The organism is Aestuariimicrobium kwangyangense DSM 21549 (genome assembly GCF_000421525.1).
GTDB lineage: Bacteria > Actinomycetota > Actinomycetes > Propionibacteriales > Propionibacteriaceae > Aestuariimicrobium > Aestuariimicrobium kwangyangense.
This window is the reverse complement of the sequence record NZ_ATXE01000001.1, coordinates 106,264-131,839: the sequence shown is the minus strand read 5'-3', so window position 1 is coordinate 131,839 and position 25,576 is coordinate 106,264. Positions and strand designations below refer to the sequence as shown.

The window sequence follows — 25,576 nt, the reverse complement described above, 5'->3', positions numbered from 1 at the left end:
CCCGAGGTGATGGTGTGACCGCACGGTGCGTCTTGTGCCGGGACTGGGCCGCCCGGCGCAACCGTCCACTGGGGGTGATTGCAGCCCTCTGCACCAATGGTCAGACCCTCTGCACGATCGTGCAGAACCCCAGAGGGGTGATGCACGTGCTTGCCCTGCTCCCCGCATCCGATGCCTCGCCGGGGGTCGGTGACTAGGCTCGTACGCAAAGCTCGACTCCATCGCCGGCACCAGTTCGCCGCGGGGGGACCGGTCGCAGGAGGGTTCAATGAAGAAGCTCAGTGCTGACGTCGTCGTGATCGGTGGCGGGGCCACCGGCGCGGGAGTGCTCCGCGATGCCGCCCTGCGGGGCTACGCGACCATCCTGCTCGACAAGGCCGACCTCGGTCAGGGGACCACGGGTCGCTATCACGGCCTGCTGCACTCCGGCGGGCGATATGTCGTCTCCGATCCCCACTCGGCCACGGAGTGTGCCGAGGAGAACGACATCATCACCCGCATCCAGCCCCACTGCGTCGAGCGCACCGGTGGGCTGTTCATCGTCGGCCCGGACGACGACCCCGCCTACGCGGAGAAGTTCCTGCCAGCTGCCCAGGCCACCCGAGTGCCCGCGGAGGAGATCAGCGTCGCCGAGGCCCTGCGCCGCGAGCCCCGGCTGAACCCCCGCATGCAACGTGCGTTCGCCGTGCAGGACGCCTCGGTCGATGGTTGGCAGATGGTCTGGGGTGCCGCCCGTGATGCCATCGCGCACGGGGCGAGCGTGCTCACCTATCACCGCGTCGTCGACATCGTCACCGATGACCGTCGCGTCACCGCCGTCAAGGCGATCGACGAGAAGACCGGTGAGGACGTCGTCATCGACTGCAGGTTCGTGCTCAACACGGGCGGCCCGTGGGCCGGACAGATCGCCCACCTCGCCGGTTGCGAGGGGGTCGAGGTGGTGCCCGGACGAGGGATCATGATCGCGATGAACCACCGGTTGGTGAACACCGTGGTCAACCGCTGCATCTATCCCGCCGACGGCGACATCCTGGTGCCGGTTCACACGGTCAGCATCATCGGGACGACCGACGTGCGGGCCGTTGACCCCGACAAGCTCGAGATCCCCCGCGCCGAGGTGCAGCAGATGCTCGATGCGGGCGAGGTGCTCGTGCCGGGCTTCCGCCAGGCTCGTGCCGTGCACGCGTGGGCGGGCGCTCGTCCGTTGTTCAACGACCCGAAGGCTCACGCGAGCGACACCCGTCACATGACCCGTGGCATGAGCATCCTTCGCCACGACGAGCGTGACGGCGTGCACGGCATCATCTCGATCATCGGGGGCAAGCTCACCACCTACCGGTTGATGGCCGAACGCATGGTCGACGCCATGTGCGAGCAGTTGGGTGAGGATCGTCCCTGCGTGACGGCCACCACCCAGATCGACCCTGCGACGGCGCCCACCTACGTGGTCACCCATCGGCTCGAGGAGCGGGAGCACGAACGCTCCCGCCGGGCGCATTCACACGCCGAGCTGCCCGCCACGTGCGACGACGACCACGCCGACCTCGACGACCAGGTGATCTGCGAGTGCGAGCTGATGACCCGCGGCATGATCACCGAGCTGATGGCCGAACAGCCCACTGCCAACTTCGACGACCTGCGCCGGCAGTTGCGACTGGGCATGGGCCCCTGCCAGGGCGGGTTCTGTTCCATGCGCGCCACTGGCATCGCCGTCGAGGAGAAGATGGTCGACATCTCACGTGCCACCGCGTTGATGCGCCGGTTCCTGGCCAACCGCTGGATCGGGCTGTGGCCCATCATGTACGGCGACCAGGTGCGCCAGACGGCCCTCGACAACTGGATCTTTCAAGGCATGTTCGACCTCGAACACCTGCCCTCCGACGAGAAGGAGATCGTCTGATGTCCACCCCTCCCACCGGATCGCGGGTGGTCGTCGTCGGTGCCGGGTTCGCCGGCCTCTACGCGGCCACCGCGCTGGATCGCGCCGGACACCGCGTCACCCTGGTCACCCAGGGTCTGGGTGGCATGCAGCTGAGCCAGGGAACCCTTGACGTGCTCGGCTACCGCGCCACGGACGAACGAGGGAGCGAGCGGGTCACGGACTCCCTCGCAGCCATCGATGAACTCCCCGAGGAGCACCCCTACCGCACCATCGGCGCCGACGCCGTGGAACGGGGAGTCGCCGAGTTCCTGGAGCTGGCCGCCGATGCACCCGGCGCGGTGGTGATGCGCGGTGACGTGCGCCGTCCCACGCTGTTGCCGACGGCCGTGGGGGCGTGGCGGCCCACCGCCTTCGTGCCCGTGTCGATGCTGGCCGGTGCGCCCGAACCCGGCAAGCACCTGCACATCGTGGGCATCCGACAGTTGAAGGACTTCCATCCCCAACTGATCGCCACCAACCTGGGCCGCACCCCCCTCGACGGCGTGGGCCCGGTCGAGTCCAGCTGGAGCTCGCTTGACTTTCTGGCCCGTGCCGGTGAGATCGACTCATCCCCTGTCGTCTACGCCCGCGCCCTCGACGAGCCCGCGACGCTGAGCCGGTTCGCCGACCGCCTCGCGACCCATGTGCGCGAACAGGCCCTGCCCGAGGGTGCGGTGCTCGGGCTTCCCGCCGTGCTCGGGCTGGAACGCCACCCCGAGGTGCTCAGCACGCTGGAGCGGGCATCGGGCGTTCGCATCTTCGAGATCGTCATGCAGCCACCGTCGGTGCCGGGCATGCGTCTCAACCAGGCCCTCACCCGCGCCTACAAGGCGGGCCATGGACGGTTGCTGCTCGGGTCGTCCGTGGTGGGGGTGAAGTCCGAACAGTCCGCGGGCGGTGACCAGCGCGTCACCGCCGTCACGGTGCACGTCGCCGGCGGTGACCGCGACATCGCCTGCGACCACGTCGTGTTCGCACCAGGCGGGTTCGAGTCGGGGGCACTCGAACTCGACTCCCACGATCAGCTGCACGAGACCGCGCTGGGGCTTCCGCTCCACGGTGTGCTCCCGATCGAGGAACTCGTGCACGGGGACTACTGGGGTGCCCCGCAGAAGCTGTTCGCCGTCGGTTTGCGCACCGATGGCCTGCAGAGGCCGGTGGACGAGACCGGTGCCGTCGTCTACTCCAACCTGCACGCGGCAGGGTCCATCCTGGCCGGTGCGTACCGCTGGCAGGAGAAGTCGGGTGAGGGCATCGCCCTCGGTTCTGCCCGGCGCTGCATCGACGCGATCGTCGAGACTTCCCGCGAACAGACCGACGCCCCTGCGGGGGTGCAGGGGGTCGCCCCCCGCGAACAGACCGACGCCCCTGCGGGGGTGCAGGGGGTCGCCCCCCGCGAACAGACCGACGCCCCTGCGGGGGTGCAGGGGGTCGCCCCCCGCGAACAGAAGGGCGCCTGAGATGGCTCACGAACACGACCAGCTGAACCGGATGACGCTCGACCACTGCGTGAAGTGCACCATTTGCGAGACCCAGTGCCCCGTGGCGCGCGTGACCCCGCTGTTCCCGGGCCCCAAGTTCGTGGGTCCGCAGGCTGAACGCTTCCGCGACGGCGAGTCGGTCGACATGTCCATCGACTACTGCTCGAGCTGCGGCATCTGCACCCAAGCCTGCCCCCAGGGGGTGAAGATCGCCGAGATGAACACCCAGGCGCGGGCGGTGATGAAGGAGGAGCACATGCCGCTGCGCGACCGGCTCATCTCCCAGACGACGCTGATGGGCGCCATGATGAACCCGGTTGCACCGCTGGCCAATGCCGCGTTGGGCAACGGTCTGGTCCGCAGTCTCGTGCAGGCGACCTTCAAGGTCGCCAAGGACGCTCCCATGCCGCCGGCCCAGAAGCAGACGTTGGCCCAGTGGCTGCGCAAGCGCAAGCCGTCGACCACCCCGGTCACGCGAGGCTCGGTGGTGTTCTTCTCCGGTTGCGCCGGGGGCTACTTCGAAGTGGAGACCTCGAAGAAGTCCATCGAGGTGCTCGAACACCTGGGCTACGAGGTATTGGTTCCCAAGCAGGGGTGCTGCGGTCTGGCCCAGCAGTCCAACGGGCTCTTCGACGGTGCCCGCAGGTCGGTGATGGCCCTGTGCGACGACCTGCTGTCGGCGGGTGAGCTGACGATCGTGTCCTCGTCCGGTTCGTGCACGGGCATGCTGAAGCATGAGGCCCACACCATCCTGGGCATTGACGACGAGCGTCTCGCGAAGGTGGGCACCCGCATCCGTGACATCTCCGAGTTGCTGGTCGAGTTGTACGACGCGGGGGAGTTCGACCCCTCCCAGTTCCGGGAGACCAACGTCACGGTGCCCTATCACCAGCCCTGTCAGGTGAAGTCGCAGGGCATGGGCATGCCGGCCAAGACGTTGATGCAACTCATCCCCGGGGTGGTGGTCGAGGAGTCTGGACAGCCCTGCTGCGGTATCGCCGGCACCTACGGGCTGAAGGCCGAGAAGTACGCGATCGCCCAAGAGGTGGGACGGCCCGTCTTCGAGATGATCCGGGCCACGAACGAGAACCTCGCCACCTGCGACACCGAGACCTGTCGTTGGCAGATCCGCAAGGGTTCCGGGGTGAACACGATCCACCCGATCGAACTGGTGCACCATGCGCTGGGACTGGGGACGATCCCCGGGATCTGAGCGGACCTCAGGAGGCGGGTAGCCGGGACTGCAGGTCCTGGGTGGCACGGGCGATGGCGTCGAGCGTCGTCCCGCGCCCCTGCACGACGAGCAGACCGTCGTCGGCAGTGCGGAAGGCGCACAGCAGCACGTCCTGGGTGAGGTGCCGTCCGCAGACGACGCTGCCACGGTTGGTCGTCCACGACATCGAGCGGCCGAGCCCCGTGGTCCCGGCGGGTGCGCGCTGCACCAGGACCATCAGAGTGCCCACGCCACCGTCGGCGTAGACCACCGGAGCGGCAGCGGAGAACAGTTCCGGTTCGCCCGGCAGGATCGTCCACCCGTCGGGCAGGGTCGAGGGACGAGGCTGCTGGTCGGCCACCACCGCCGGGAACGTGACGGGTGTGGCGGAGGTGCCGAAGTCCGGCTCGGCGGGGGGCGTGGGCGTGGTCCTGAGCGGCGGGGGAGCGCTCAGGACGGGTTGGGAGAGGGGCTGTTCGCCTCGTCCGATGAGGGCTCGGGCGCCGAGGGTGAGCCCGATGGCGACGGCCAGCACCCACGCAGCCAGCACCAGCCAACGCGCGCGTGGCCGGCCGGTGCTCGGTCGTCGGCTCGCCTGGTTCACGGTGCCAGTCTGCCCGACCGACCGGTCAGCCGAACCGGCCACCTGTGGCCAGTCGGGCAGCGGGTCAGGCGAAGATGGTGGGGAGCCAGCCCGGGCTTGGTCGCTACAGTGCAGCGGTGGGCTACATCGATCTGGCGGGCGTCGACTTCTCGCTGCCCGACGGGCGGCCGCTGCTGAGTGGGGTCTCGTTCCGGGTCGGTGAGGGCGCCATCGTCGCACTGGTCGGCCCCAACGGAGCTGGCAAGACCACGTTGCTGCGCATCGTGCAGGGTGACCTGGATCCGGACGACGGGGTCATCTCGCGGTCCGGGTCTGTCGGGGTGATGCGCCAGTTCATCGGGCAGATCAGGGACGAGACCACGGTCCGCGACCTGTTGCTCTCCCTGTCACCCGCGCGCATCGGCGCCGCCGCGGAGGAGGTCGATCGGCTCGAACTGCAGTTGATGGACGACGACTCGGAGGCAGTGCAACTCGCCTACGCCACGGCGCTGGCCGAGTACGCCGATGCGGGCGGGTACGACGCCGAGGTGATCTTCGACGCCTGCTGCACCGCGGCCCTCGGCGTGGGGTACGACCGGGTGCGCTGGCGTGAGGTCTCGACCCTGTCGGGTGGGGAGCAGAAGCGGTTGGCGTTGGAGGTGCTCTTCCGGGGCAATGACGAGGTGCTGCTGCTCGACGAACCCGACAACTACCTCGACGTGCCCGGCAAGCAGTGGCTCGAGGAACAACTGCGCCAGACCCAGAAGACGGTGCTGCTGGTCAGCCACGACCGCGAACTGCTCGCCAACGCGTCCACCAAGGTGGCCGCCCTCGAACTCGGGGCCGCCGGCAACACCGTCTGGGTGCACGGGAAGTCGTTCGCCAGCTTCCACGAGGCCAGGGCGGAACGGTTCGCCCGGCTCGAGGAACTACGTCGGCGATGGGACGAGGAGCACGCCAAGCTCAGGCAACTCGTGCTCACCATGAAGATTCGCGCCGCCAGCAATGACGCCAACGCCTCCCGCTACGCCGCTGCCCTGACCCGACTCGCGAAGTTCGAGCAGGCGGGGCCACCCACCGCGGTGCCGATCAAGCAGAACGTCACCATGCGGTTGGGTGGTGGCCGCACCGCCAAGCGGGCCGTCGTGTGCGAGAACCTCGAACTGACCGGTCTGATGAAGCCGTTCTCGACCGAGATCTGGTACGGCGACCGGGTCGGGGTGCTCGGCTCCAACGGCTCGGGCAAGTCACACTTCCTGCGACTGCTCGCCCGCGGAGGGTCGCTGCCGGACTCGTCCAACACCGCCGTCGACCACGAACGGATCACCCCGGTGGCCCACACCGGCGTGGCCAGGCTGGGGCAACGGGTTCGTCCGGGATGGTTCGCCCAGACCAACCAGAAGCCGGAACTGGTTGGACGCACCCTGCTCGAGATCCTGCACCGCGGGGACGACCACCGGGGCGGCCTGCCACGGGAGGAGGCCGCCAGGAAGCTCGACCGCTATGAGCTCGCGATGGCCGCCGAGCAGCCCTATGAGACCTTGTCGGGTGGGCAACAGGCGCGCCTGCAGATCCTGCTGCTCGAATTGGGTGGGGCAACCATGTTGCTGCTCGACGAACCGACCGACAACCTCGACATCGAGTCGGCGGAGGCGCTGGAGCACGGGTTGTCGTCCTTCGAGGGAACCGTGCTGGCGGTCACCCACGACCGGTGGTTCGCCCGCGGGTTCGACCGCTTCCTGGTCTTCGGCAGCGACGGACGGGTGCTCGAGTCCGAGACCCCGGTCTGGGACGAGAAGAGAGTCGTGCGGGCGCGCTGAGCGTTGTGGGGGTGGCGCCGAGGCCGGCGCTGATACCCGCCGACCACGGGCGCAGACGACCGTAGTCTGGGGGAGTCCGGCCGGTTCCTGTCGGCCCGCCCTTCCCTCACCCGCTCGGAGCACCCATGAGCCCCGCCCACATTCGTCGCGACGTCATCACGGTCTTCGCCGTGTTCGCCCTCAACGGTGCCCTGATCGGCAGTTGGACCAGCCGGATCCCGGCCGTCAAGCAGCACCTCGCCGTCGATCTGGGCACCCTCGGGCTGGTCTTCCTGTGCCTGGGCCTCGGCTCGTTGGTCTCGATGCCGCTCACGGGGTTCGTGCTGAAGGTGCTGAGCCCCAAGCAGATGTCGGTGATCTGCGTGCTGGGTGCGTCCAGCATCTTCGCCACCCTCTCCCAGGTCACCCAGGTGTGGGCGTTCGCGGGACTCTATGCACTCGCCGGTTTCTTCTTCGGTGCGTGGGACGTCACCGTCAACGTGCAGGGGGCAGCCGTGGAGGCGGCCTCGGGCCGGACGATCATGCCTGCCCTGCACGGCATGTGGGGTGGTGGCATGTTGCTCGGCGCCGCCACCGGCACCCTGGTCACACGGTTGGGGGTGGGGCTGGGCCCGCACATCCTTGTCGCGATGCCGGTGGTCGCCGTGCTCACCCTTGTCGCCGTGTCGACCTGGACGGACTATCGGGCGCACACGGCCGCGTCCCATGCCGACAGCCCGCAGAGTTCGGCCCGCGGGATCCTGGTGCCGGTGCTGCTGATCGGGGTGATGATGCTCTGCTCCACCATCGGTGAGGGGTCGGCCGCCGACTGGATCGCTCTGCAACTGATCGAGGACAAGGGCTCGACCGCCTCGATCGGGGCGAGTGCTTACACCGTGTACGCCCTGTTCCTGACCGTGTCGAGGCTGAGCGGCTCGCTGCTGATCGCCAGGTTCGGACGGGTCAACGCCATCCGGCTGTCGGGCCTCTGCACGGCGCTCGGGGTGGTGCTGGTGATCGTCGCCCCGCACATCTCGGTCAGCTTCCTCGGGGCTGCCCTGTGGGGTGCAGGGCTGGCCGTCGTCTTCCCGGCCGGCATCTCCGCCGCCAGCGAGGTCGGCGGACGACACTCCGACCACGCCATCGCGATCGCCTCGACGCTGGCCTACGGAGGATTCCTGATCGGGCCCGCGCTGCTGGGACTGATCGCGCACCACTCCAGCCTCAGCACGGCCTTCGCGGTTCCCGCCACCCTGGGTCTTGGCTTCGCCGCCTTGGCCTTCGCGGCGCGCGAGCGGCGGGGCACCGTGGTCGCGGACCGGGTTCCGGCCGAGGGGGCCGTCGAGGGGGTGGCGACAGCGGAGTAGGGGCTTGGCCTCAGAAGTCGAAGTCGCCGAAGTCGATGTTCGACACGAAGTCCCCGACACCACTGGCGAAGTCACCCAGACCACCGGCCAGGTCACCGATGTCGGCGATCGAGCCCAGCGCGTCGAGTCCACCTCCGTCGAACAGGTCGGCGAAGCCACCGTCTCCCAGCATCGCCATGGTGCCGAACAGCAGGTTGTCGCCGCCCAGGAGGTCGAACCAGATGAGTCCCTCGAGGATGTCGTAGCCGTCACTGGCCAGCGCCGCCTCGCGGATCTCGCCGAACACCTTCGCCCAGTGCCCCGAGACCCCGAACACGATGGCGTAGGGCAGGTAGCGCCCGAAGATCCCTGCTGCCTCCTCGACCTTGAACTGGCTGGCCTCGGCGGTCTCGAGGTACTTCTTGAAACCGAGCGCCTGGATCTGCGCGGCCGTGCCCAGGGCAGTTCGGGGTACGCGCGGCCTGAGCCTCGACCGCAGCCACAGCGCCGATCCAATGATCAGGGCTCCGGAGACGAGGGTGACGATCGACACCTGGGTGAGCAGCATCAGTCCGACGAACCCGAACGCGACCACCAGTCCGAGCAGTCCCAGACAGCCCACCCCGGCCTGGGTCGGGGGCTTGGCGTACCAGCCGTTGGCGACCGTCTGGGCATACAGTGACTCACGCAGGGCCCGGATCGAGTCACCACGGGTTCGCACCCACTGGCTCATCAGGATCGAGTCGGGTTGCTCGTCCGCGTGCCCCACCAGGTGCTGCCCGAGCAGTTGGGTGCGATGCGCCACGCGAGCAGGCTGCCAGTCGCCTTGGAAGAGACTGGTCATCACGTCGTTCTCGAACGGCGACAGCGGGTCGGCGGGGCCAGGGGCGACCCGGCTGATGCGCCAGTCCCTGGCCTTCTTGGTGGGGTCGTCCACTCTGGTCTGGTCGGTGTCGACCGCCTCGATGTGAACGTGCCCGCGCACCGCCAGGTCGACGATGGTGGCCGACAGGTCACGCATCTCGGCCTTGCCGTCGACGATGGTGCCCACCAGTCCCGGACGTAGACCGCGTGGTGGCGAGAAGGCGACGGCCACCTCACCGGAGTACTCACGGGATCGTCCCTTCACCTTCTCGTCGGGCGCGGGCGTGCCCGGCAGTGGCACCATGCCCGGCACCAGGCCCGAGTAGATGCGGTCGTGGTAGAAGCGGTTGGCGATCGCGCCCACACCGAACAACACCGCCGAGACCAGCACGGAGATCACCAGGAAGCCGAGGTCGATGTTGTCCACGGGTCCATCTTCCCGGATGGGTCCAAGCGGGTCCAAGGAGTGACCGATCGACCGAACTGAACACTCGTTCATCCCCGACTGCGGCACATGGAACACTGCTCGGATGAGCTCCATCCCTGCCCTCGAGGACCGTCGCGCCCGCTGGGCCGTGTCGTTGGTGTTCTTCATCAACGGCGCGTCGATGTGCATGGTGTTGCCCCGTTACCCCGAGCTCGTCCGCAAGCTCGACCTGACCAACACCGCGTTCGGTCTCGCGATCGGTCTCGGGCCCATCGGCGGCCTGCTGGCCGGACTGGCGGCCGCCTCGTTGATGCGTCGGTTCGGGACGGCCCGGTTGTCGGTCGGGTTGCAGGTGCTCGCGAGCCTGTTCCACCTGACCATCTACGCCTCGCAGTCGTGGCTGTGGTTGATGGCCTCCTTGATGTTCGCGAGCGCGTGCGATGCCATCACCGACATCTCGATGAACGCCCACGGCATGCGGGTCGAGCGGCGCTACCGACGATCGATCATGAACAGCTACCACGGCTGGTGGTCGATGGGTGCCGTCGTGGGTGGGCTCCTGGGGGCGCTCGGGGCGCAGGTGGGACTACCCCTGCTGTGGCAGGGGGGCATCGGGTTCCTGGTCTTCGCCTCGCTGGCGCTGTTCTCGTTCCGCCACCACCTGCCCGGGCACGACTCCTCGGAGCGGATGGTGTCCTCGCCCCACCCGGCCTCTGCGGGCGAGGTGCTGAGCGAGCGCAGTTCGCGGCTGCCCCGGGGCATGGCCAAGGCCATGGGTGTGGTGGTGGCCCTGGGCTTCGTCCTCGTGTTCACCGGTTCGATCGAGGACGCCGGCAACTCCTGGGGTGCCCTGTTCATGAACGCGACCTTCACCGTCACCCCCTTCGTGGCCGGACTCCCGTTCATCGCCATGCAGGGGGCGCAGATGGTCGGACGATTCCTGGGTGATCCGGTGGTCGACAGGTGGGGCGACCGCATGACGGCCCGGGTGGGATCACTGCTGGCGATCGTCGGTATGAGCCTGGCGTTGCTCGTTCCCCATCCCGTGACCGCGGTGATCGGGTTCGCGCTGGTGGGATGGGGTATCGCCACCCTGTTCCCGGCCGCCTTCCGCGCCGCGGACGAGCTGGAGGGCATCCCGCACGGACTCGGGGTCACCGTGGTCGGCTGGTTGGCCCGGCTCGGGTTCTTCCTCAGCCCCCCGCTGGTGGGATGGGTCTCCGACCAGCTGACGCTCGCCCGTGCCCTCTGGTTGGTGCCGCTCTACGCCATAGGGATCCTGGTGCTCTCGCGGGTGCTGGACACCCGCAAGGAGCGGCACCTGAACGTGGACTCCGATCCCTTCCATCCGGTGGCCGCGTCCTGATCGGGTGGGCTCGTTGCCCCCTCTCGTCGGGTCCTGGTTCGCCCCTGGTCGGTCCTGTTTGCCCTCGTTCCGCGCACTTGCCCTCGTCCCGTGTTGGGACCAGCCGCCCACTTGCCCCTGTTCGGTGCTGGTTGCCCTCGTTGGGCGCACTTGCCCCCGTCCAGGGACAGGGCAGGTGGACCGGACGAGGGCAACTGGTGCGTGAGGAGGGCAGGTGGGCCGGACGAGGGCAGATCGTGCGGGGGGAGGGCAGGTGGGCCGGACGAGGGCAACTGGTGCGGGGGGAGGGCACCTGGTGCGGGAGGAGGACCGGTGCCCCGTCGACGGAACCCGGGAACTCGTCCCCAGAAGTCGCCCCACCGCCCCCCCGACGGCCCGATTGCTGATCTGGCGACGAGTTTGCGGGAATGTTGGGCCATGACCCGCGACCCCCGAGCGTCCGACCCCCGCTTGGCCGACCCCCTGGTGGCGGCCCGCCATGCCCTCGGTGGCGTGCTCTCCACCTGGCGCGACGGTGCCCTGGTCGCCATCCGCGTCACCGAGGTCGAGGCCTATCGGGGTGCCGATGACCCCGCCGCCCACACCTTCCGCGGACGCACCCCCCGCAACCAGACGATGTTCGGGCCGTCCGGCCACCTCTACGTCTACCGGCACATGGGGCTGCACCACTGCGTGAACCTGGTCTGCAGTGACGAAGGGCTGGGCCATGGCCTGCTGATCCGGGCCGGTGAGGTGATCGCCGGGCAGCAGGTGGCCCTGGCCCGACGCACCCGGACGGGGGTCTGCCGCGCGCCCCTCGACCTCGCCCGGGGTCCAGCCAGACTCACCGTCGCCCTGGGCATCGTCCACGCCGACGACGCCGTTGCCTGGCACCCCGGTCTCGCCGACGCCGACCACGAATTCGGCTGGCAGTGGCCCCAGCCCGCGCTCGATCCCGCCTGCATCCGCTCGGGACCGCGGATCGGGGTGCCCGCCGCGGGTGCCGACCCTGACCTGTTCGGCTGGAGGTTCTGGATCGCGGACGACCCGACGGTCTCGGGCAGTCCGGCCCTGAACCGCGCCGGAAGGCGGCTCGACGAGGGCAATTCCCACCCCGAGCCATGGATGGGAACCGGCGCTGGGTAGCGTGACCCTGTCACCAACCAGTGGAGCTGAAACATGACCACACCGATCACCGACACGGGGGTCGAAGCCGGCGACACCGGCTTCGCACGAGTCTTCGAGACCCCCACCGAGCAGCAGTGGCAGGACGCCGTGCTCAAGGTGCTGAACAAGGGTCGCCCCGAGGGCAAGGAACTCGACTGGGAGGCAGGCCACAAGCGCCTCGTCAGCCACACCGTCGACGGTCTCGACATCGAGCCGCTGTTCACCCGATCGGACGACGACCCGCCCCTCGGTCACCCGGGAGCAGCCCCGTTCACCCGGGGCACGACGGTGCGCAGTGGCGACATGGACGCCTGGGACGTGCGTGCCCTGCACGAGGATCCCGACGTCGACACCACCCGCAAGGCGATCCTCGAGGACCTCGAACGTGGAGCCACGTCGCTGTGGCTGCGGGTCGACCCCGACGCCATCGCAGCCGGTGACCTGGAGACCGTGCTGGCCGACGTGCTGCTCGACCTCGCCAAGATCGACGTCTCGAGCCACACCGACCAGCGCGCCGCCGCCGACGCCCTGCTGGCCGTCTACGAGGGGACGCACCATGACCACTCCTCGCTGTCGTTGAACCTGGGCCTCGACCCGATCGGGCAGGCGGCGCTGACCGGTTCGTCGGCAGACCTCTCGTACCTGGGGGAGTACGTCACCCGCCTCGCCGGCTACACCAAGTCGCGGGCCATCGTGGTCGACGCCAACCAGTTCTCGAACTTCGGTGCGGGCGACGTGCACGAGGTGGCCTGGGCGATCGCCAGCGCGGTCGAGTACGTGCGTGCCCTGATCGACCAGGATCACACCGCCGACGAGGCCTTCGACGCCATCAACTTCCGCGTCACCGCCGGCACCGACCAGTTCGCCACCATCGCCCGGCTGCGGGCCCTGCGCACCGTCTGGAACCGGGTCGGAGAGGTCTTCGGCGTCTCCGAGGAGCATCGGGGGGCCAGGCAGCACGCGGTCTCGTCCGCCCGGCAGCTGACCCGCGACGACCCCTACGTCAACGTGCTGCGCGGCACCATCCAGTGCTTCGGCGCGGCCATCGGCGGTGCCGAGGCGATCACAGTGCTTCCCTTCGACACCGTGATCGGGCTGCCGACGCCGTTCTCGCGGCGGGTTGCCCGCAACACCCAGATCGTGCTCGCCGAGGAGTCCAACATCGGCCGCGTCAACGACCCAGCCGGCGGCTCCTGGTACGTGGAGAGCCTCACCGCCCAGTTGGGCGAGGCAGCCTGGGCGGCGTTCCAGCAGGTCGAGGTGGCCGGTGGGATGGTGGCAGCCCTCGACTCCGGGCTGGTCGCCGACACCCTCGCCGACCTGAACGCCAAGCGCGCCAAGCAGTTGGCGACCCGGGCCCAGCCGATCACCGGTGTCTCGATGTTCCCGCAGACCACCGAACCGGTCGTCGAACGGACCCCGCGGCCCCATGCCCCCGCACTGGCCGGGTTGGCGCTCGTGCGCGACTCACAGGTCTTCGAGGCATTGCGCGACCGGGCCTCCGCGGCCAAGCCGTCGGTCTTCCTGGCCTGTCTGGGCAGTCGCCGGGACTTCGGCGCACGCGAGGGGTTCACCACCCCGCTGTTCAACATCGCAGGCATCTCCACCCCCACCGGAGACGGCGGCGTCGACGAGGTGGTGGCGGCGTTCCGGGCGTCCGGAAGTTCGGTGGCGGTGCTGTGCTCCTCGGCCAAGGTGTATGCCGAACACGGGCTCGAGGCAGCGCAGGCATTGAAGCAGGCAGGAGCCGGGAAGGTCTTCCTGGCCGGCAACCTGAAGGAACTCGGCGCCGACGACACCTCGGTGATCGACGGAACCGTCGCCATGGGAATGGATGTCGTCGCCTTCCTGACATCGGTCCTCGACCAACTGGGCGTGCAGGCAGAGGGAGTGGAGCAGTGAGCATCCGATTCGACCAGGTGCCCTTCGAGGGAGGCGGTCAGCCGAGCGCCGACGCCGCCGCGCGTTTCGAGCAGTTGCTCGCCGCGACCGGCAGCCGTGAGGGGTGGGTGACCCCCGAGCAGATCGAGGTGTCGACCCTCTACGGCAGCGACGCGTACGCCGCCATGGACCACCTCGACACCTACCCGGGACTGCCGCCCTTCCTGCGGGGCCCCTACGCCACCATGTACACCTCCCAGCCGTGGACGATCCGCCAGTACGCCGGGTTCTCCACCGCCGAGGAGTCGAACGCCTTCTACCGACGCAACCTCGCCGCCGGCCAGAAGGGCCTGTCGGTCGCGTTCGACCTGGCCACCCACCGCGGCTACGACTCCGACCACCCACGCGTGGCCGGTGACGTCGGCATGGCGGGTGTGGCGATCGACTCGATCCTCGACATGCGCCAGCTGTTCGACGGGATCCCGCTCGACCGCATGTCGGTGTCGATGACGATGAACGGTGCCGTGCTGCCGATCCTGGCGCTCTACGTCGTCGCTGCCGAGGAACAGGGGGTGAAGCCGGAGCAGTTGGCGGGGACCATCCAGAACGACATCCTCAAGGAGTTCATGGTCCGCAACACCTACATCTACCCGCCGACCCCGTCGATGCGGATCATCAGCGAGATCTTCGCCTACACCAGCCACAACATGCCCAAGTGGAACTCGATCTCGATCTCGGGCTACCACATGCAGGAGGCCGGGGCGACGGCCGACATCGAGATGGCCTACACGCTGGCCGACGGTGTCGACTACATCCGCGCCGGGGAGTCCGTGGGACTCAACGTCGACGCGTTCGCCCCGCGGTTGAGCTTCTTCTGGGCCATCGGGATGAACTTCTTCATGGAGGTCGCCAAGATGCGTGCCGCGCGCATGCTCTGGGCCCGCCTGGTGAAGCAGTTCGACCCCAAGAACCCCAAGTCGATGAGCCTGCGCACCCACTCGCAGACCTCCGGCTGGTCGCTGACCGCCCAGGACGTCTACAACAACGTGGTCCGCACCTGTGTCGAGGCCATGGCCGCCACCCAAGGGCACACCCAGTCGCTGCACACCAACGCCCTGGACGAGGCCATCGCCCTGCCCACCGACTTCTCGGCCCGCATCGCCCGCAACACCCAGCTGTTCCTGCAGCAGGAGTCGAACACGACCAAGGTGATCGACCCGTGGGCGGGTTCGGCCTACGTCGAGAAGTTGACCCTCGACCTGGCCCGCAAGGCGTGGGCCCACATCGAGGAGGTCGAGGCGGCCGGAGGCATGGCCAAGGCCATCGAGGCGGGCATCCCCAAGATGCGCATCGAGGAGGCGGCGGCTCGCACCCAGGCCCGCATCGACTCGGGCCGTCAGCCCGTGATCGGCGTCAACAAGTACCGGCTCGACTCCGAGGACCCACTCGAGGTGCTCAAGGTCGACAACGCCACGGTTCGCGCCTCGCAGATCGCCAAGCTGCAGAAGCTGCGTGCCGAGCGGGACGAGGCTGCCACCCAGGCGGCGTTGGAGAAGATCACCTGGGCAGCGGCCAACCCCGACTCGACCGATCCCGAGCGCAACCTGTTGAAGCTGGCCATCGACGCCGCCCGCGCCCAGGCCTCGGTCGGTGAGATCTCGTCGGCCATGGAGAAGGTGTTCGACCGCTACACGGCGCAGATCCGTACCATCAGCGGTGTGTACTCCAAGGAAGCCGCCGACACCCCCGCCGTGACCCGCACCCGCGCCGCCGTCGAGGAGTTCGAGGCCGAGGAGGGACGTCGTCCGCGCATCCTGGTCGCCAAGATGGGCCAGGACGGGCATGACCGCGGTCAGAAGGTGATCGCCACCGCCTTCGCCGATCTCGGCTTCGACGTCGACGTCGGCCCCCTGTTCCAGACCCCCGAGGAGGTCGCCCGCCAGGCCGTCGAGTCCGACGTGCACGTCGTGGGTGTCTCCTCGCTCGCGGCCGGTCACCTCACCCTGGTGCCGGCTCTCCGTGAGGAGCTGGACAAGCTCGGCCGTGACGACATGATGATCGTCGTGGGCGGCGTCATCCCCGAGCAGGACTTCGCCGAACTGCGCGCCAAGGGTGCCGACGACATCTTCCCGCCCGGCACGGTGATCCCCGAGTCGGCCGAGCGTCTGTTGACCGAGTTGCGGGAGCGGCTCGACAGCCAGGCGTGAGGGTGAGCTGACTTGGCTCGCCGAATCGATCTGGACGGCCTGGTGGCCGGGGTGCGCGCGGGTTCCCGCGCGCACCTGGCCCGGGCCATCACCCTGGTGGAGTCGAAACTCCCCGCCCACCGTGAGTTCGCCCGCGAGTTGCTGCTGCGGGTGACCGAGACAGGTCAACCCACATCCGATCACCCCGCACGCGAGAACGGTGATCATGCAGGGGCGAGGGACGAGCCCCGTGTCCTGATCCCCTCGAGCATCCGCGTCGGCATCTCCGGCGTGCCCGGGGCAGGCAAGTCCACGTTCATCAACGCGATGGGGCTGCGGCTGATCGAGCAGGGCCACCGCGTCGCGGTGCTGGCCGTCGACCCCTCGTCCCCCGCCACGGGTGGTTCGGTGCTCGGTGACCGCACCCGGATGGGCGAGCTCACGATGCACGAGGCGGCCTTCGTCCGCCCCTCACCGACGGCCAATCACCTGGGTGGTGTCGCCAGGGCGACCCGTGAGGCGATGTTGCTGGTCGAGGCGGCCGGGTACGACGTGGTGATCGTGGAGACCGTCGGTGTCGGACAGTCCGAGGTGGCCGTCGCAGACATGGTCGACACCTTTTTGATGCTTGCCCTGGCGCGGTCAGGCGACCAGTTGCAGGGCATCAAACGCGGCATCCTCGAGTTGGCCGACGTCATCGCCGTCAACAAGGCCGACGGTGAGAACGCCGGTGAGGCCCGGGTGACGGCCCGCGAACTGTCGATCGCCATGAAGCTGATCTCGGGTGACGCGAACAAGCGCCGGGTGCCGGTGCTGACCTGTTCGGCAGCTGAACGCATCGGTCTCGACGAGGTGTGGGCCGCCGTGATGGATCACCGTGCGTACCGTGAGGCGCAACCCGGCGGTCTGGCGGGGTTCCGGTCGGGGCAGCAGAAGCGCTGGATGTGGTCGATGGTCGAGGCCACCCTGCTCGACTCCCTCAAGGCCGATCCGGAGGTCCGCCGGCTCGCGTCCTCACTGGAGGAAGGTCTGAGCACCCACCGGGTGTCGGCCCTCGACGGAGCCGCGCAGGTGCTGGAGACCTTCGCGAGGTCGGTCCCCGATCAACCGTGGGCCGCCCGCGACTGATCCGGGTCGCAGCCAGAACGGCACGTTCAGGTCTCGTCCTGGACGATGAGCGACTGCTCGTGCTGCCGGGTACGGTAGGCGCTTCGTCCCATCACCTGGGTCGCGACCGGTGCGGTGACCAACTGCAACATGCCCGCCAGGGTGAGCATCAGCGAGGCCTGGGTCGTGCGCAGGATCAGGGCCAGGCCGATGCAGAGCAGCACGAGGCCAAGGGTCTGCGGTTTCGACGCGGCGTGCATGCGATTGAGCACGTCGGGCAGCCGGACGAGGCCGATGGCTGCGACCAGGCACAGCAGCGCACCGAGCAGGATCAGCACCGCGCCGGTGACGTCGAGCACCCCAGGCCACCCCACCAGAATGGTCATCGGATGCCTCGTTCCCTGCTGATCTCGGCGTCGGGGGAGGCGTCGAAGACCTCCTGGCGGCCGGCGACGAAGCGGGCCATCGAGACCGTGCCCGAGAAGGCCACCAGGGCGAGCACCAGCACGATCGGGATGGTGTACGCGTGACGGTTGGCGGCGGCCTCGATCACCAATCCGCCCACCACGGTTGCGATCAGCACGTCAGTGGCGACGACCCGATTGGCGGCCCCGGGGCCGCGGACGATCCTCACCACCGTCAGCACCGCCGCCAGGGTGAACATCACCCCCGAGATCCACAACAGCACGACCATCAGGCTCCTCCCTCCTCGCGCAGTTCGGCGCGTTCCTGGTTCGACCCGAACGCACGGATCACCCTCGCCTCGGTACGCCGCACCGAGAGACGGGCCCGGTCGATCGCCTCCGGTGTGGAGGCGTCGAAGACATGCACCACCAGGTCACCGTCGTCGACGTCGATCACGATCGACCCGGGAACCAGCGTCGTGAGCTCCGCCGTGATCGAGCTCACGAACTGGCTGGTGGTGCGCAGCGGCACCCGGATCATGGCGTTGCGGGTGGGCGTCCGGAAGGCCAACACCTTCGCTGCCACCGAGATGGACGAGGTGACCAGGCCGCTGGCCGTGTGCGCGGCCAGTGCCAGGAAGGCGAGCGGGCGGAAGTGCTCGAGTTCGTCCACGTCGGGCAGGGGGAAGGTCACCTGGATGACGACCGCGGTGAGGAGCCCGAACACAACGGTGCCGAGGCTGAGGCTACCCCACAGCATCACCCAGATGACCGTCAGGCCCACGGTGGTCGACAGGTTCACCCGATGCCTGAGCGGGGGCCGCTCCCTCATCGCCCCTTTCTCTGTCATCGCCCCCTTCTCCGTCATCTCAGGGACTCCTTGACCGCGGCGACGTAGCTGCCACCGTGCATGTCGGCGGCGGCTCGTTGGGCGTAGGCCGTCAGTGGTCCGGCGAGCACGGTGAGCGACATGGTGATCAGCACCAGCACCGAGGTCGCGGCGATCCAGATGCGTGGGACGGTGCGAAGGCTGGGGGTTCGTCCGGTGTCGGCGCCCTCGGGCAATGGACGCCAGAACACCCGGTTCCAGACACGCATCACGGCGATCAGGGTCAACAGGCTGGTCACGACCGACGCGACCACCGCCACGATGGCCAGGGGTGAGCCCTGGGCGAAGGCAGCCTGGATGAGGGACACCTTGCCGATGAAGCCCGAGAAGGGTGGCATGCCACCGAGGTTCAGCGCCGGCACCAGGTAGAGCACCGCCAGCACCGGTACGGCCGAGAGACCTCCCAATTTGCGCATCGAGGTCGACCCGCCGACGCGCTCGATCAGTCCGACGACGATGAACAGCGCTGTCTGGATGAGGATGTGGTGGGCCACGTAGAAGATGGCACCGGCCATGCCCGCCTCGGTACCGAGGGCGACACCGATCAGCATGTAGCCGATGTGACTGACCAGGGTGAACGAGAGCAACCGCTTGATCTCTCCCTGCGCGAGCGCTCCCAGGATGCCGACGAGCAGCGATCCGATGGCGGCCACCAGCAACAACGGGGTCAGGTGGCTGTCGGGGAACAGCAACGACTGCAGCCGGATGATCGCGTAAACGCCGACCTTGGTGAGCAGCCCGGCGAAGACGGCGGTGACGCTCGCGGGGGCGATCGGGTAAGAGTCCGGCAACCACGTCGACAGCGGGAAGATGGCCGCCTTGATGGCGAAGACCACGAGCAGCAGCAACTGGATCGTCAGTTGCAGGCTGGCCGGCAGGTCGGCCAGCCGCTGGGAGAGTTGGGCCAGGTTGACGGTGCCGGTGGCGCCGTAGACCACTGCGATCGCGATCAGGAACAGGGTGGACGAGAGCACGCCGATCACCATGTAGGTCGCCCCCGCCCTCACCCGCTCGCGGGTGGCCCCCAGCATCAGCAGCACGTAGGAGGCGAACAGCAGCATCTCGAACCCGACGAACAGGTTGAACAGGTCTCCGGCGAGGAAGGCGTTCGAGACGCCCGCCGTCAACACCAGGTAGGTGGGGTGGAAGATCGAGACCGGAACCCCGTCGGGGGAGTCGGTCACCTCCCGGCGTGACGGGAAGATCACCACCAGGGCAGTGACGATGCTCGAGACCAGCAACATCAGCGACGACAACCGGTCGGCCACCAGGGCGATACCCAGGAACGAGTCCCAGGAGCCCACCCACAACACGATCGGCCCGACCCGGTCGGCGGCGAAACACAGCGTGAGGGCGACCACCACGACCAGCCCCAGCACGACGCCCGAGACAACCCTCTGCACGCGTGGACGCCGGGCCGCGGCCAGGGTGATCCCCGCACCCACCAAGGGCAGGATCACCGGGATCGGGACGAGATTGGTCAGGTCCATCAGGGGGCCTCCCCGGGCTGGGTGGGGGTGGTCGGGCTGGTGGCGCCGGAGATTTTGCCGGAGTCGGGTTCGCTGGTGGGATCGGTGGTGGCGTGGGCCGGTTCGTCCTCGGCTGCCTCGAGTCCGCCGGTCTCGGTGTCGGTGGGAACCTCGTCGGCCTCGTGCTGGGTGTACGACTCGCTCGTCAGGTCGCGGTCGGCACGACGCCGCACGATCCTGTCCTCGACGTCATCGGCGACCTCGTCATGGCCCTCCAGTTGGAATGACCGGTACGACATCGCCAACAGGAAGGCGCTGGTGGCCAGGGTGATCACGATGGCGGTCAGCACCATCGCCTGCGGCAGGGGGTCGGAGATGCGGTACTTCGGCTCGCCGACGATGGGGGCCAGCCCGGCCGGGCCCGAGACCACCAGGAAGAGCATGCTGACGCCGTTGGAGGCCAGCATGATGCCAGCCAGGATCCTCATCAAGGAGCGCTCGGTCAGCAGGTAGACGCCCGCCGCGAGCAGGCCCCCACCGGCGATGGCGAGCATCAGACTGGGGGTCATCGCTCCACCTCCGGGGTCAGGCCGGGCACGCTGCGGTCGCTGGAGAACCGCGGCACCGGGGCCACGTTCTTCTCCGAGTGCAGGTCGATGCCGCTGCCCAACGAACGGACGAAGTCGAGCATCGCCCCGATCACGAGCATCCAGACGCCGATGTCGAAGACCAGGGTGGTGACGAGTTTGACCACGCCGATCGGGCCGAGGTCGATCTCGAACGCGTAGGACTGTCCGATCCGTCCGCCGATCAACACCGGCCAGACCACGCCCAGCACGGCCACCACCATGCCGCCGCCCAGCAGCTTGCCCGGGTCGAGCGGTACGGCCTCCTCGAGTTCAGCCCGTCCCCCGGCGAGGTAGCGGATCGCCAGCGCGATTCCCGCCACCAGGGCACCGGCGAAGCCACCACCGGGCAGGTTGTGCCCCACCATCAGCAGGTACACCGAGACCAGCATCATCACCGGGAACAGCAACCGGGTCATCATCTCGAGCAGGGGGCTGGCCCGGTGCTCGTCCAGCAGTTGCGCACCGCGCAGCCAGGTGCGGCGTCCGCTGGGTTCGGTGTCGGGTTGCAGCGTCTGCGACGAGGCCCGTCGGCGGACGAAGACCAGACTCGCCACTCCGGTGGCGGCCGCCAGCAGCACCGAGATCTCGCCCAAGGTGTCCCAGGCGCGGATGTCGACCAGGGTGACGTTGACGATGTTGTGGCCGTAGCCGAAGTCGTAGGCCTCCTCGTAGAAACTCTCCGACACCGGGGGAGCGGCACGCGCCTGCAGTGCCACCATCGCCAGCACGGCAGCCAAGGTGCCCACGGCGATGCTGACCAGGGCCCGCAGGTAGCGGCTCGCCTTCAGGGGCCGATCGGTGAAGTACTTCGGCAGTCGGCGCAGCACCAGGACCAGCAGCACCAGGAAGACTGTCTCAGTCAGCGACTGGGTGAGGGCGAGATCTGGCGCACCGTGCAGCAGGAAGAGGAGCGCCGTTCCATAGCCGGTGATGGCCAGCAGCATGAACGTCTTGAGCCGGCCGCGCGCCAGGGTCGCGTAGACGGCCGCGACCAGGATCAGCACCACGACGGCCGCCTGGGCGAGCGAGTCGGACCACCGCACGGGACCCAGACGGAGCCCGCCCACCAGCAGGGCCATGCCGGGCAGCGCGACGACCACCACCAGGATCGTGCCGATGTGCAGGGGCAGTGAACCGGTCTGCACGCGTCCGGTGACCTCGACCGCCAACCGGTCGAGCGCTCGCAGCGTCAAGGTGTAGCCCTGCTCGAAGGGGTCGTCGCCGACGGGTTCTGCCAGGCCGCGTCCGCGCGCCCGGTGCACGCCGACGCCGACGACGAGCACCAGTGTCGAGATCAGCAGCGGCACGGAGACCCCGTGCCAGAGGGCGAGGTGGGGAGCGTCGGCGCCGGGGGTCCGGGCCACGTGGGCGTGCAGCAGGCTCGACAGGCCCTCGCCGGTGAAGGCGAGGACGAGGGTGGCCACGGTCAGGGCCAGAGCGGGTGCCACGAGGGGCCCGTGGGTGTGGTCGATGGCGGTGCGCACCCGGCCGAAGAAGACCCCGACCACCAGCCGCAGCGAGTAGGCGAAGGTGAGCACTGCCCCGGCGGCGATCCCGACAAGGGCGACCCATCCGACACTCGTCAGACCTGGCTCCTGGGCCGCCTCCAGCGCCGCGGCCAGGGCGGACTCCTTGGCCACGAACCCGAAGGTCGGCGGGATGCCCGACATCGAGGCGGCCGCGATGATCGCTATCACGGCCGTGACGGGCAACGAGCGGACGAGTCCTCCCAGTCGTCGCAGGTCACGGGTGCCCGTGTGGCGATCGATGCTGCCCACCACCATGAACAGGGTCGCCTTGAAGACGGCGTGCGCGGCCAGCAGGGCCAGGCCTGCCTGCACCGCGGCAGGGGTTCCGACTCCGAGGGTGGTCAGCAACAGCCCCAACTGGCTGACGGTGCCGTGCGCCAACAGCACCTTGATGTCGACCTGGCGCAGGGCCCGCAGGGCACCCAGCAGCATCGTCACCACGCCGAGCCCCACCAGCACCGGACGCCACCACGGCAGGTCGACGAAGATCGGCGTCACCATGGCGACCAGGAAGATGCCTGCCTTGACCATGGCGGCGGCGTGCAGGAAGGCCGAGACGGGGGTCGGGGCCGCCATCGCTCCCGGCAACCAGAACTGGAACGGGACGATGGCCGACTTCGTGAGGGCCCCGACCAGCAGCAGCGCTGCGGCCCAACCCGCCGCCACGCCGGTGGGCGCGAGGTCGAGGGTCTGCGACAGCGAGGTGGTTCCGGTCACCGAGCGCAGCAGCAGGACGCCCGTCAACATCGACAGTCCACCCACGGTGGTGACCACGAGCGCGGTCATCGCGGCCCGGCGGGAGGTGGCGGAGTGGTGGTTGAGGCCCACCAGCAGGTAGGAGAAGACAGTGGTGAGTTCCCACCCGACGGTCAGCACGATCAGGTCGTCCGCCAGCACCAGCAGCAGCATGCTCGCGGCGAACCCGGTGAGCAGGCCCACCGTGCGTGAGGCGAGGGTCTCGGTGTCGAAGTACCAAGCGGAGTAGGCGAAGATCAGCCCTCCCACGCCGGTCACCACCATCGCCAGCAGCCAGCTCACCGAGTTCAGACGCAGGTCGATGGACACCCCCAGGGCCGGCATCCATTCGAGGTGCTCGGTGACCACTCGTCCGTGCGCCACCGTGGGCCCCTGCAGGGCGAACCAGACGGCCGAGGCGATGCTGACGAGCGCGGGGGCGAGGAAGACCAGTCGTCCGATGCGGCTGCTCGCCAAGGTCGCGACGACGGCCACGAGGGCGAAGATCGTCACGACGAGCAGCACGGGCGTTCCTCTCAAGGTCGGTGGCACCGGTTGTCCGGCCTGAGGAGGGGCCAGTCTATCCGGTCGAGGCTGGCGGACCCGCCGAATATCTCAGATGTGAGCTTTCAGCGAAGAGGCCGGGGGCTCACGCGGTGGTGGGACGGGCACGTGCTTCGCTTGCTGGAGGGCTGTGATCGACCAGCTGGGGCGGATGAGTCCCGCGATCGCGGATGCGCATGAGGCGGCCCGAGAACTGGTCGCGGCACAACGAGTTCGCCATGAGGTGCAGCGCAGATTGGACGCCACAGTGGTGGTGCTGCGCGGCGAGCTGGGCCTGTTGTCGGAGGACGATCTCCGGGCGCCCCGGCAGGTGCACGAGCAGGCGGCGTTCGCGCCGATCACTGCCCCGGCACCGATGCACCCGCCGACGGGTCAGCAGACCGCTGACCCGGACATCACCAGGAGGGATCACCATGACGAACGCTCACGAGGCGGCCCGGGCCGCTGACCCCCACACGCCGACACGGCAAGGGAGGGAAGAGCGATGAGTGAGGAACTGACCGCCGAGGCCGAACGCGCGATCCGTGCGACGGTGGCCGCGGTGGCGCGGGTCATCGAGGTGGCGCAGCGTCGACGCGCCGACCAGGAACGCCTGGGTCGGGACCAGGCGATGGCCGCAGGTCGGGCCGATGAGGCCCAGTTCAAGGAGTGGGTCCGGAGCCAGCAGGGCGTCTACCGGCGGGTCGGGTGGGCCGATTGGGAGGACCAGGCCACCCCAGCTGAGTGGGCCGACGCCTACGCCACCGCGCGGGGGATGCGGGACGTCGACCCGATGGCCGTGCACGCGGCGAACCGGATCGAGCAGCAATACCAGGAACGGTTCGGGGTGAACCTGCGTGAGGCCCACGATCTGTGGCAGGACCGCACCGCCACGGTCCACACCGAGAGTGTCGGTCGGGAGGCCGAGCAGTTGGATGTGGGGAAGGTCGTCGCCGAGCATCGCCCGCACTATCGGGTGGTCGCGGATGATGGGTGGCGGGAGGCTGCGTCGCAGGACGATTGGATCCAGGCCTACGGGCATGTGCGGGTGACGATCGGTTTGGATCCGATGGCAGCCCAGGTGGCGCAGCGGATCGAGGCGGAGACCCAACGCCGGTTTGGGCTGGACGTGAAGGCCGCGTTCGACGACGGGCTGGCCCGTCGCACCAGTGGTCTGGCCGATGAGGCCTTCGACCTCGCTGCGCAAAGCCAGGAACATGAGGCGGGCGCGCGTGCTGACCGGGCGGAGGCCGACGGTTTGGATCCGGACGATCCCAAGGTGGTCATGTTGAGGGAGCAGGCGCGGCGGGAGCAGGGGATTGCTGCCAGTGACTTGGCTGGTTCTCAGGCTGCGGACGAGGAGCAGGTGGTGGTCGCCTCCGTGACCGCGGCCGAGGTGGAGGAAGCCGATCAGGTGGCCCGCAAGGCTGCGCCCGGGTTCACTCTCGTGGAGGAGGCTGCCGCAGAGAGTCACCGCGGCCGCCACGCCGGGAACCGTGCCTCGGCAAGGCCGGACCGTCGGCAGAAGCGGGGGAGGACCCGATGAGTTTCCTCGACGACGTCGACGACACCAGCGACGAGACAGTCACGCCCGAGCCGGAGAGCGCGGCGCCGGCCTTGGTCTACGGGTCGGCTGATGAGTGGTTGCGGGAGTGGATGCTTCCCAACTGGCGGCCGCCGTTGGGTGAGTTGAAGTACCGGTGGTGCTCGAGGTGGTGGCTCCATCCCGAGGCGGTGAACCGGATCGAGGCGCTGTGGCGGGCGTGGGAACACCTTCGCAACGACGGGCTCCTGGGACCGTCGGTGTGGTGGCGCGACCACTTCGGCCCCCATTGGGCGATCATCACCGGCACCGACGGCCCGTTAGCGGCCTGCAAGAACGGGGAGCACAAGCAGGCCGAGGCACTGTGGGCCGCCCCCTGCGTCGTCGACTTGGCTGACTATCTCTGAAGGAGCCTTTGGTGAATGCAGCCACCTGAGAGATGTGACTTCCCCCTTATGTCCCGCAGTCTCCTAACGGGGGTCAACAGTTGGCCACGCGCGTGGGATCTCTTGTCC

The 25,576-nt window shown here is 68.8% G+C and carries 21 protein-coding genes; 13 read left to right on the top strand and 8 right to left on the bottom strand.

What is annotated here, in order from left to right; all coding sequences use genetic code 11:
• Positions 1–268: 268 nt before the first annotated feature.
• From glpA to H507_RS0100630, 3 genes are read left to right on the top strand one after another with little or no spacing between them, the layout of a single operon-like run.
• The gene (gene glpA / locus H507_RS0100640; RefSeq protein WP_022908787.1) at positions 269–1,900 is read left to right on the top strand and encodes an anaerobic glycerol-3-phosphate dehydrogenase subunit GlpA; all 1,632 of its coding nucleotides are present in this window, start codon (positions 269–271) and stop codon (positions 1,898–1,900) included.
• Entirely contained in the window at positions 1,900–3,381 is a 1,482-nt protein-coding gene (gene glpB, locus H507_RS13750; protein WP_022908786.1) for a glycerol-3-phosphate dehydrogenase subunit GlpB, read from the top strand. Before glpA ends, glpB begins: the two co-directional genes overlap by 1 nt.
• 1 nt (position 3,382) lies before the next feature.
• Positions 3,383–4,615, top strand: a complete 1,233-nt coding sequence (locus H507_RS0100630; RefSeq protein ID WP_022908785.1) for an anaerobic glycerol-3-phosphate dehydrogenase subunit C — start codon at positions 3,383–3,385, stop codon at positions 4,613–4,615.
• Between the two features lie 7 nt (positions 4,616–4,622).
• Here the strand turns inward: H507_RS0100630 and H507_RS0100625 are convergent, their stop codons facing one another.
• The gene (locus H507_RS0100625; RefSeq protein ID WP_157438831.1) at positions 4,623–5,219 is read right to left on the bottom strand and encodes a hypothetical protein; all 597 of its coding nucleotides are present in this window, start codon (positions 5,217–5,219) and stop codon (positions 4,623–4,625) included.
• Between the two features lie 116 nt (positions 5,220–5,335).
• Between H507_RS0100625 and H507_RS0100620 the strand changes: the two genes are divergently transcribed.
• Together H507_RS0100620 and H507_RS13745 are read left to right on the top strand one after the other, a co-directional pair.
• Positions 5,336–7,018, top strand: coding sequence for an ABC-F family ATP-binding cassette domain-containing protein (locus tag H507_RS0100620; protein WP_022908783.1), 1,683 nt, complete (start codon positions 5,336–5,338; stop codon positions 7,016–7,018).
• Positions 7,019–7,143: 125 nt separating this feature from the next.
• Positions 7,144–8,364 carry an MFS transporter gene (locus H507_RS13745; RefSeq protein WP_022908782.1) on the top strand — a complete coding sequence of 407 codons (1,221 nt, stop codon included), beginning with the start codon at positions 7,144–7,146 and terminating at the stop codon, positions 8,362–8,364.
• 10 nt (positions 8,365–8,374) lie between these two features.
• On the opposite strand, the gene H507_RS0100610 is transcribed toward H507_RS13745, so the two are convergent.
• Positions 8,375–9,634: a DUF2207 domain-containing protein gene (locus H507_RS0100610; RefSeq protein ID WP_022908781.1), complete on the bottom strand. Its 1,260-nt coding sequence runs from the start codon at positions 9,632–9,634 to the stop codon at positions 8,375–8,377.
• A 103-nt stretch (positions 9,635–9,737) separates the two neighbouring features.
• Between H507_RS0100610 and H507_RS13740 the strand changes: the two genes are divergently transcribed.
• The 5 genes from H507_RS13740 to meaB all read left to right on the top strand — a co-directional run bounded on the left by H507_RS13740 (position 9,738) and on the right by meaB (position 17,341).
• Positions 9,738–11,000 (top strand): MFS transporter, encoded by a 1,263-nt coding sequence (locus H507_RS13740; protein ID WP_022908780.1) that lies wholly within the window; start codon positions 9,738–9,740, stop codon positions 10,998–11,000.
• A 417-nt stretch (positions 11,001–11,417) separates the two neighbouring features.
• Positions 11,418–12,125, top strand: a complete 708-nt coding sequence (locus tag H507_RS13735; RefSeq protein WP_022908779.1) for a DNA-3-methyladenine glycosylase — start codon at positions 11,418–11,420, stop codon at positions 12,123–12,125.
• 33 nt (positions 12,126–12,158) lie between these two features.
• Positions 12,159–14,048 (top strand): methylmalonyl-CoA mutase small subunit, encoded by a 1,890-nt coding sequence (gene mutA / locus H507_RS13730; RefSeq protein WP_022908778.1) that lies wholly within the window; start codon positions 12,159–12,161, stop codon positions 14,046–14,048.
• Positions 14,045–16,234, top strand: coding sequence for a methylmalonyl-CoA mutase (scpA, locus tag H507_RS0100590; protein ID WP_022908777.1), 2,190 nt, complete (start codon positions 14,045–14,047; stop codon positions 16,232–16,234). The genes mutA and scpA overlap by 4 nt, the downstream gene beginning before the upstream one ends.
• 12 nt (positions 16,235–16,246) lie before the next feature.
• Positions 16,247–17,341, top strand: a complete 1,095-nt coding sequence (gene meaB, locus H507_RS0100585; protein ID WP_026377566.1) for a methylmalonyl Co-A mutase-associated GTPase MeaB — start codon at positions 16,247–16,249, stop codon at positions 17,339–17,341.
• Between the two features lie 26 nt (positions 17,342–17,367).
• Here meaB and mnhG read toward each other — a convergent pair whose 3' ends face one another.
• From mnhG to H507_RS0100555, 6 genes are read right to left on the bottom strand one after another with little or no spacing between them, the layout of a single operon-like run.
• Entirely contained in the window at positions 17,368–17,706 is a 339-nt protein-coding gene (gene mnhG / locus H507_RS0100580) for a monovalent cation/H(+) antiporter subunit G (protein WP_022908775.1), read from the bottom strand.
• Positions 17,703–18,014, bottom strand: coding sequence for an MrpF/PhaF family protein (locus tag H507_RS0100575; protein WP_022908774.1), 312 nt, complete (start codon positions 18,012–18,014; stop codon positions 17,703–17,705). Before H507_RS0100575 ends, mnhG begins: the two co-directional genes overlap by 4 nt.
• Positions 18,014–18,556 carry a Na+/H+ antiporter subunit E gene (locus H507_RS13725; RefSeq protein ID WP_051139588.1) on the bottom strand — a complete coding sequence of 181 codons (543 nt, stop codon included), beginning with the start codon at positions 18,554–18,556 and terminating at the stop codon, positions 18,014–18,016. The genes H507_RS0100575 and H507_RS13725 overlap by 1 nt, the downstream gene beginning before the upstream one ends.
• A gap of 32 nt (positions 18,557–18,588) precedes the next feature.
• Positions 18,589–20,103, bottom strand: a complete 1,515-nt coding sequence (locus H507_RS13720; protein ID WP_022908772.1) for a Na+/H+ antiporter subunit D — start codon at positions 20,101–20,103, stop codon at positions 18,589–18,591.
• A complete protein-coding gene (locus H507_RS13715; RefSeq protein ID WP_022908771.1) occupies positions 20,103–20,651 on the bottom strand; it encodes a Na(+)/H(+) antiporter subunit C in 549 nt (182 codons plus the stop codon). Before H507_RS13715 ends, H507_RS13720 begins: the two co-directional genes overlap by 1 nt.
• Positions 20,648–23,500, bottom strand: a complete 2,853-nt coding sequence (locus H507_RS0100555) for a Na+/H+ antiporter subunit A (protein ID WP_022908770.1) — start codon at positions 23,498–23,500, stop codon at positions 20,648–20,650. Before H507_RS0100555 ends, H507_RS13715 begins: the two co-directional genes overlap by 4 nt.
• A 190-nt stretch (positions 23,501–23,690) precedes the next feature.
• On the opposite strand from H507_RS0100555, the gene H507_RS0100550 reads away from it, so the two are divergent.
• Genes H507_RS0100550 through H507_RS13710 form a run of 3 tightly spaced genes read left to right on the top strand, consistent with a single transcriptional unit; the run spans position 23,691 to position 25,468 of the window.
• Positions 23,691–23,987, top strand: coding sequence for a hypothetical protein (locus tag H507_RS0100550; RefSeq protein ID WP_157438829.1), 297 nt, complete (start codon positions 23,691–23,693; stop codon positions 23,985–23,987).
• Between the two features lie 36 nt (positions 23,988–24,023).
• The gene (locus H507_RS0100545) at positions 24,024–25,064 is read left to right on the top strand and encodes a hypothetical protein (RefSeq protein WP_022908768.1); all 1,041 of its coding nucleotides are present in this window, start codon (positions 24,024–24,026) and stop codon (positions 25,062–25,064) included.
• Positions 25,061–25,468: a DUF4913 domain-containing protein gene (locus tag H507_RS13710; RefSeq protein WP_022908767.1), complete on the top strand. Its 408-nt coding sequence runs from the start codon at positions 25,061–25,063 to the stop codon at positions 25,466–25,468. Before H507_RS0100545 ends, H507_RS13710 begins: the two co-directional genes overlap by 4 nt.
• The last annotated feature ends 108 nt before the right edge of the window (positions 25,469–25,576 follow it).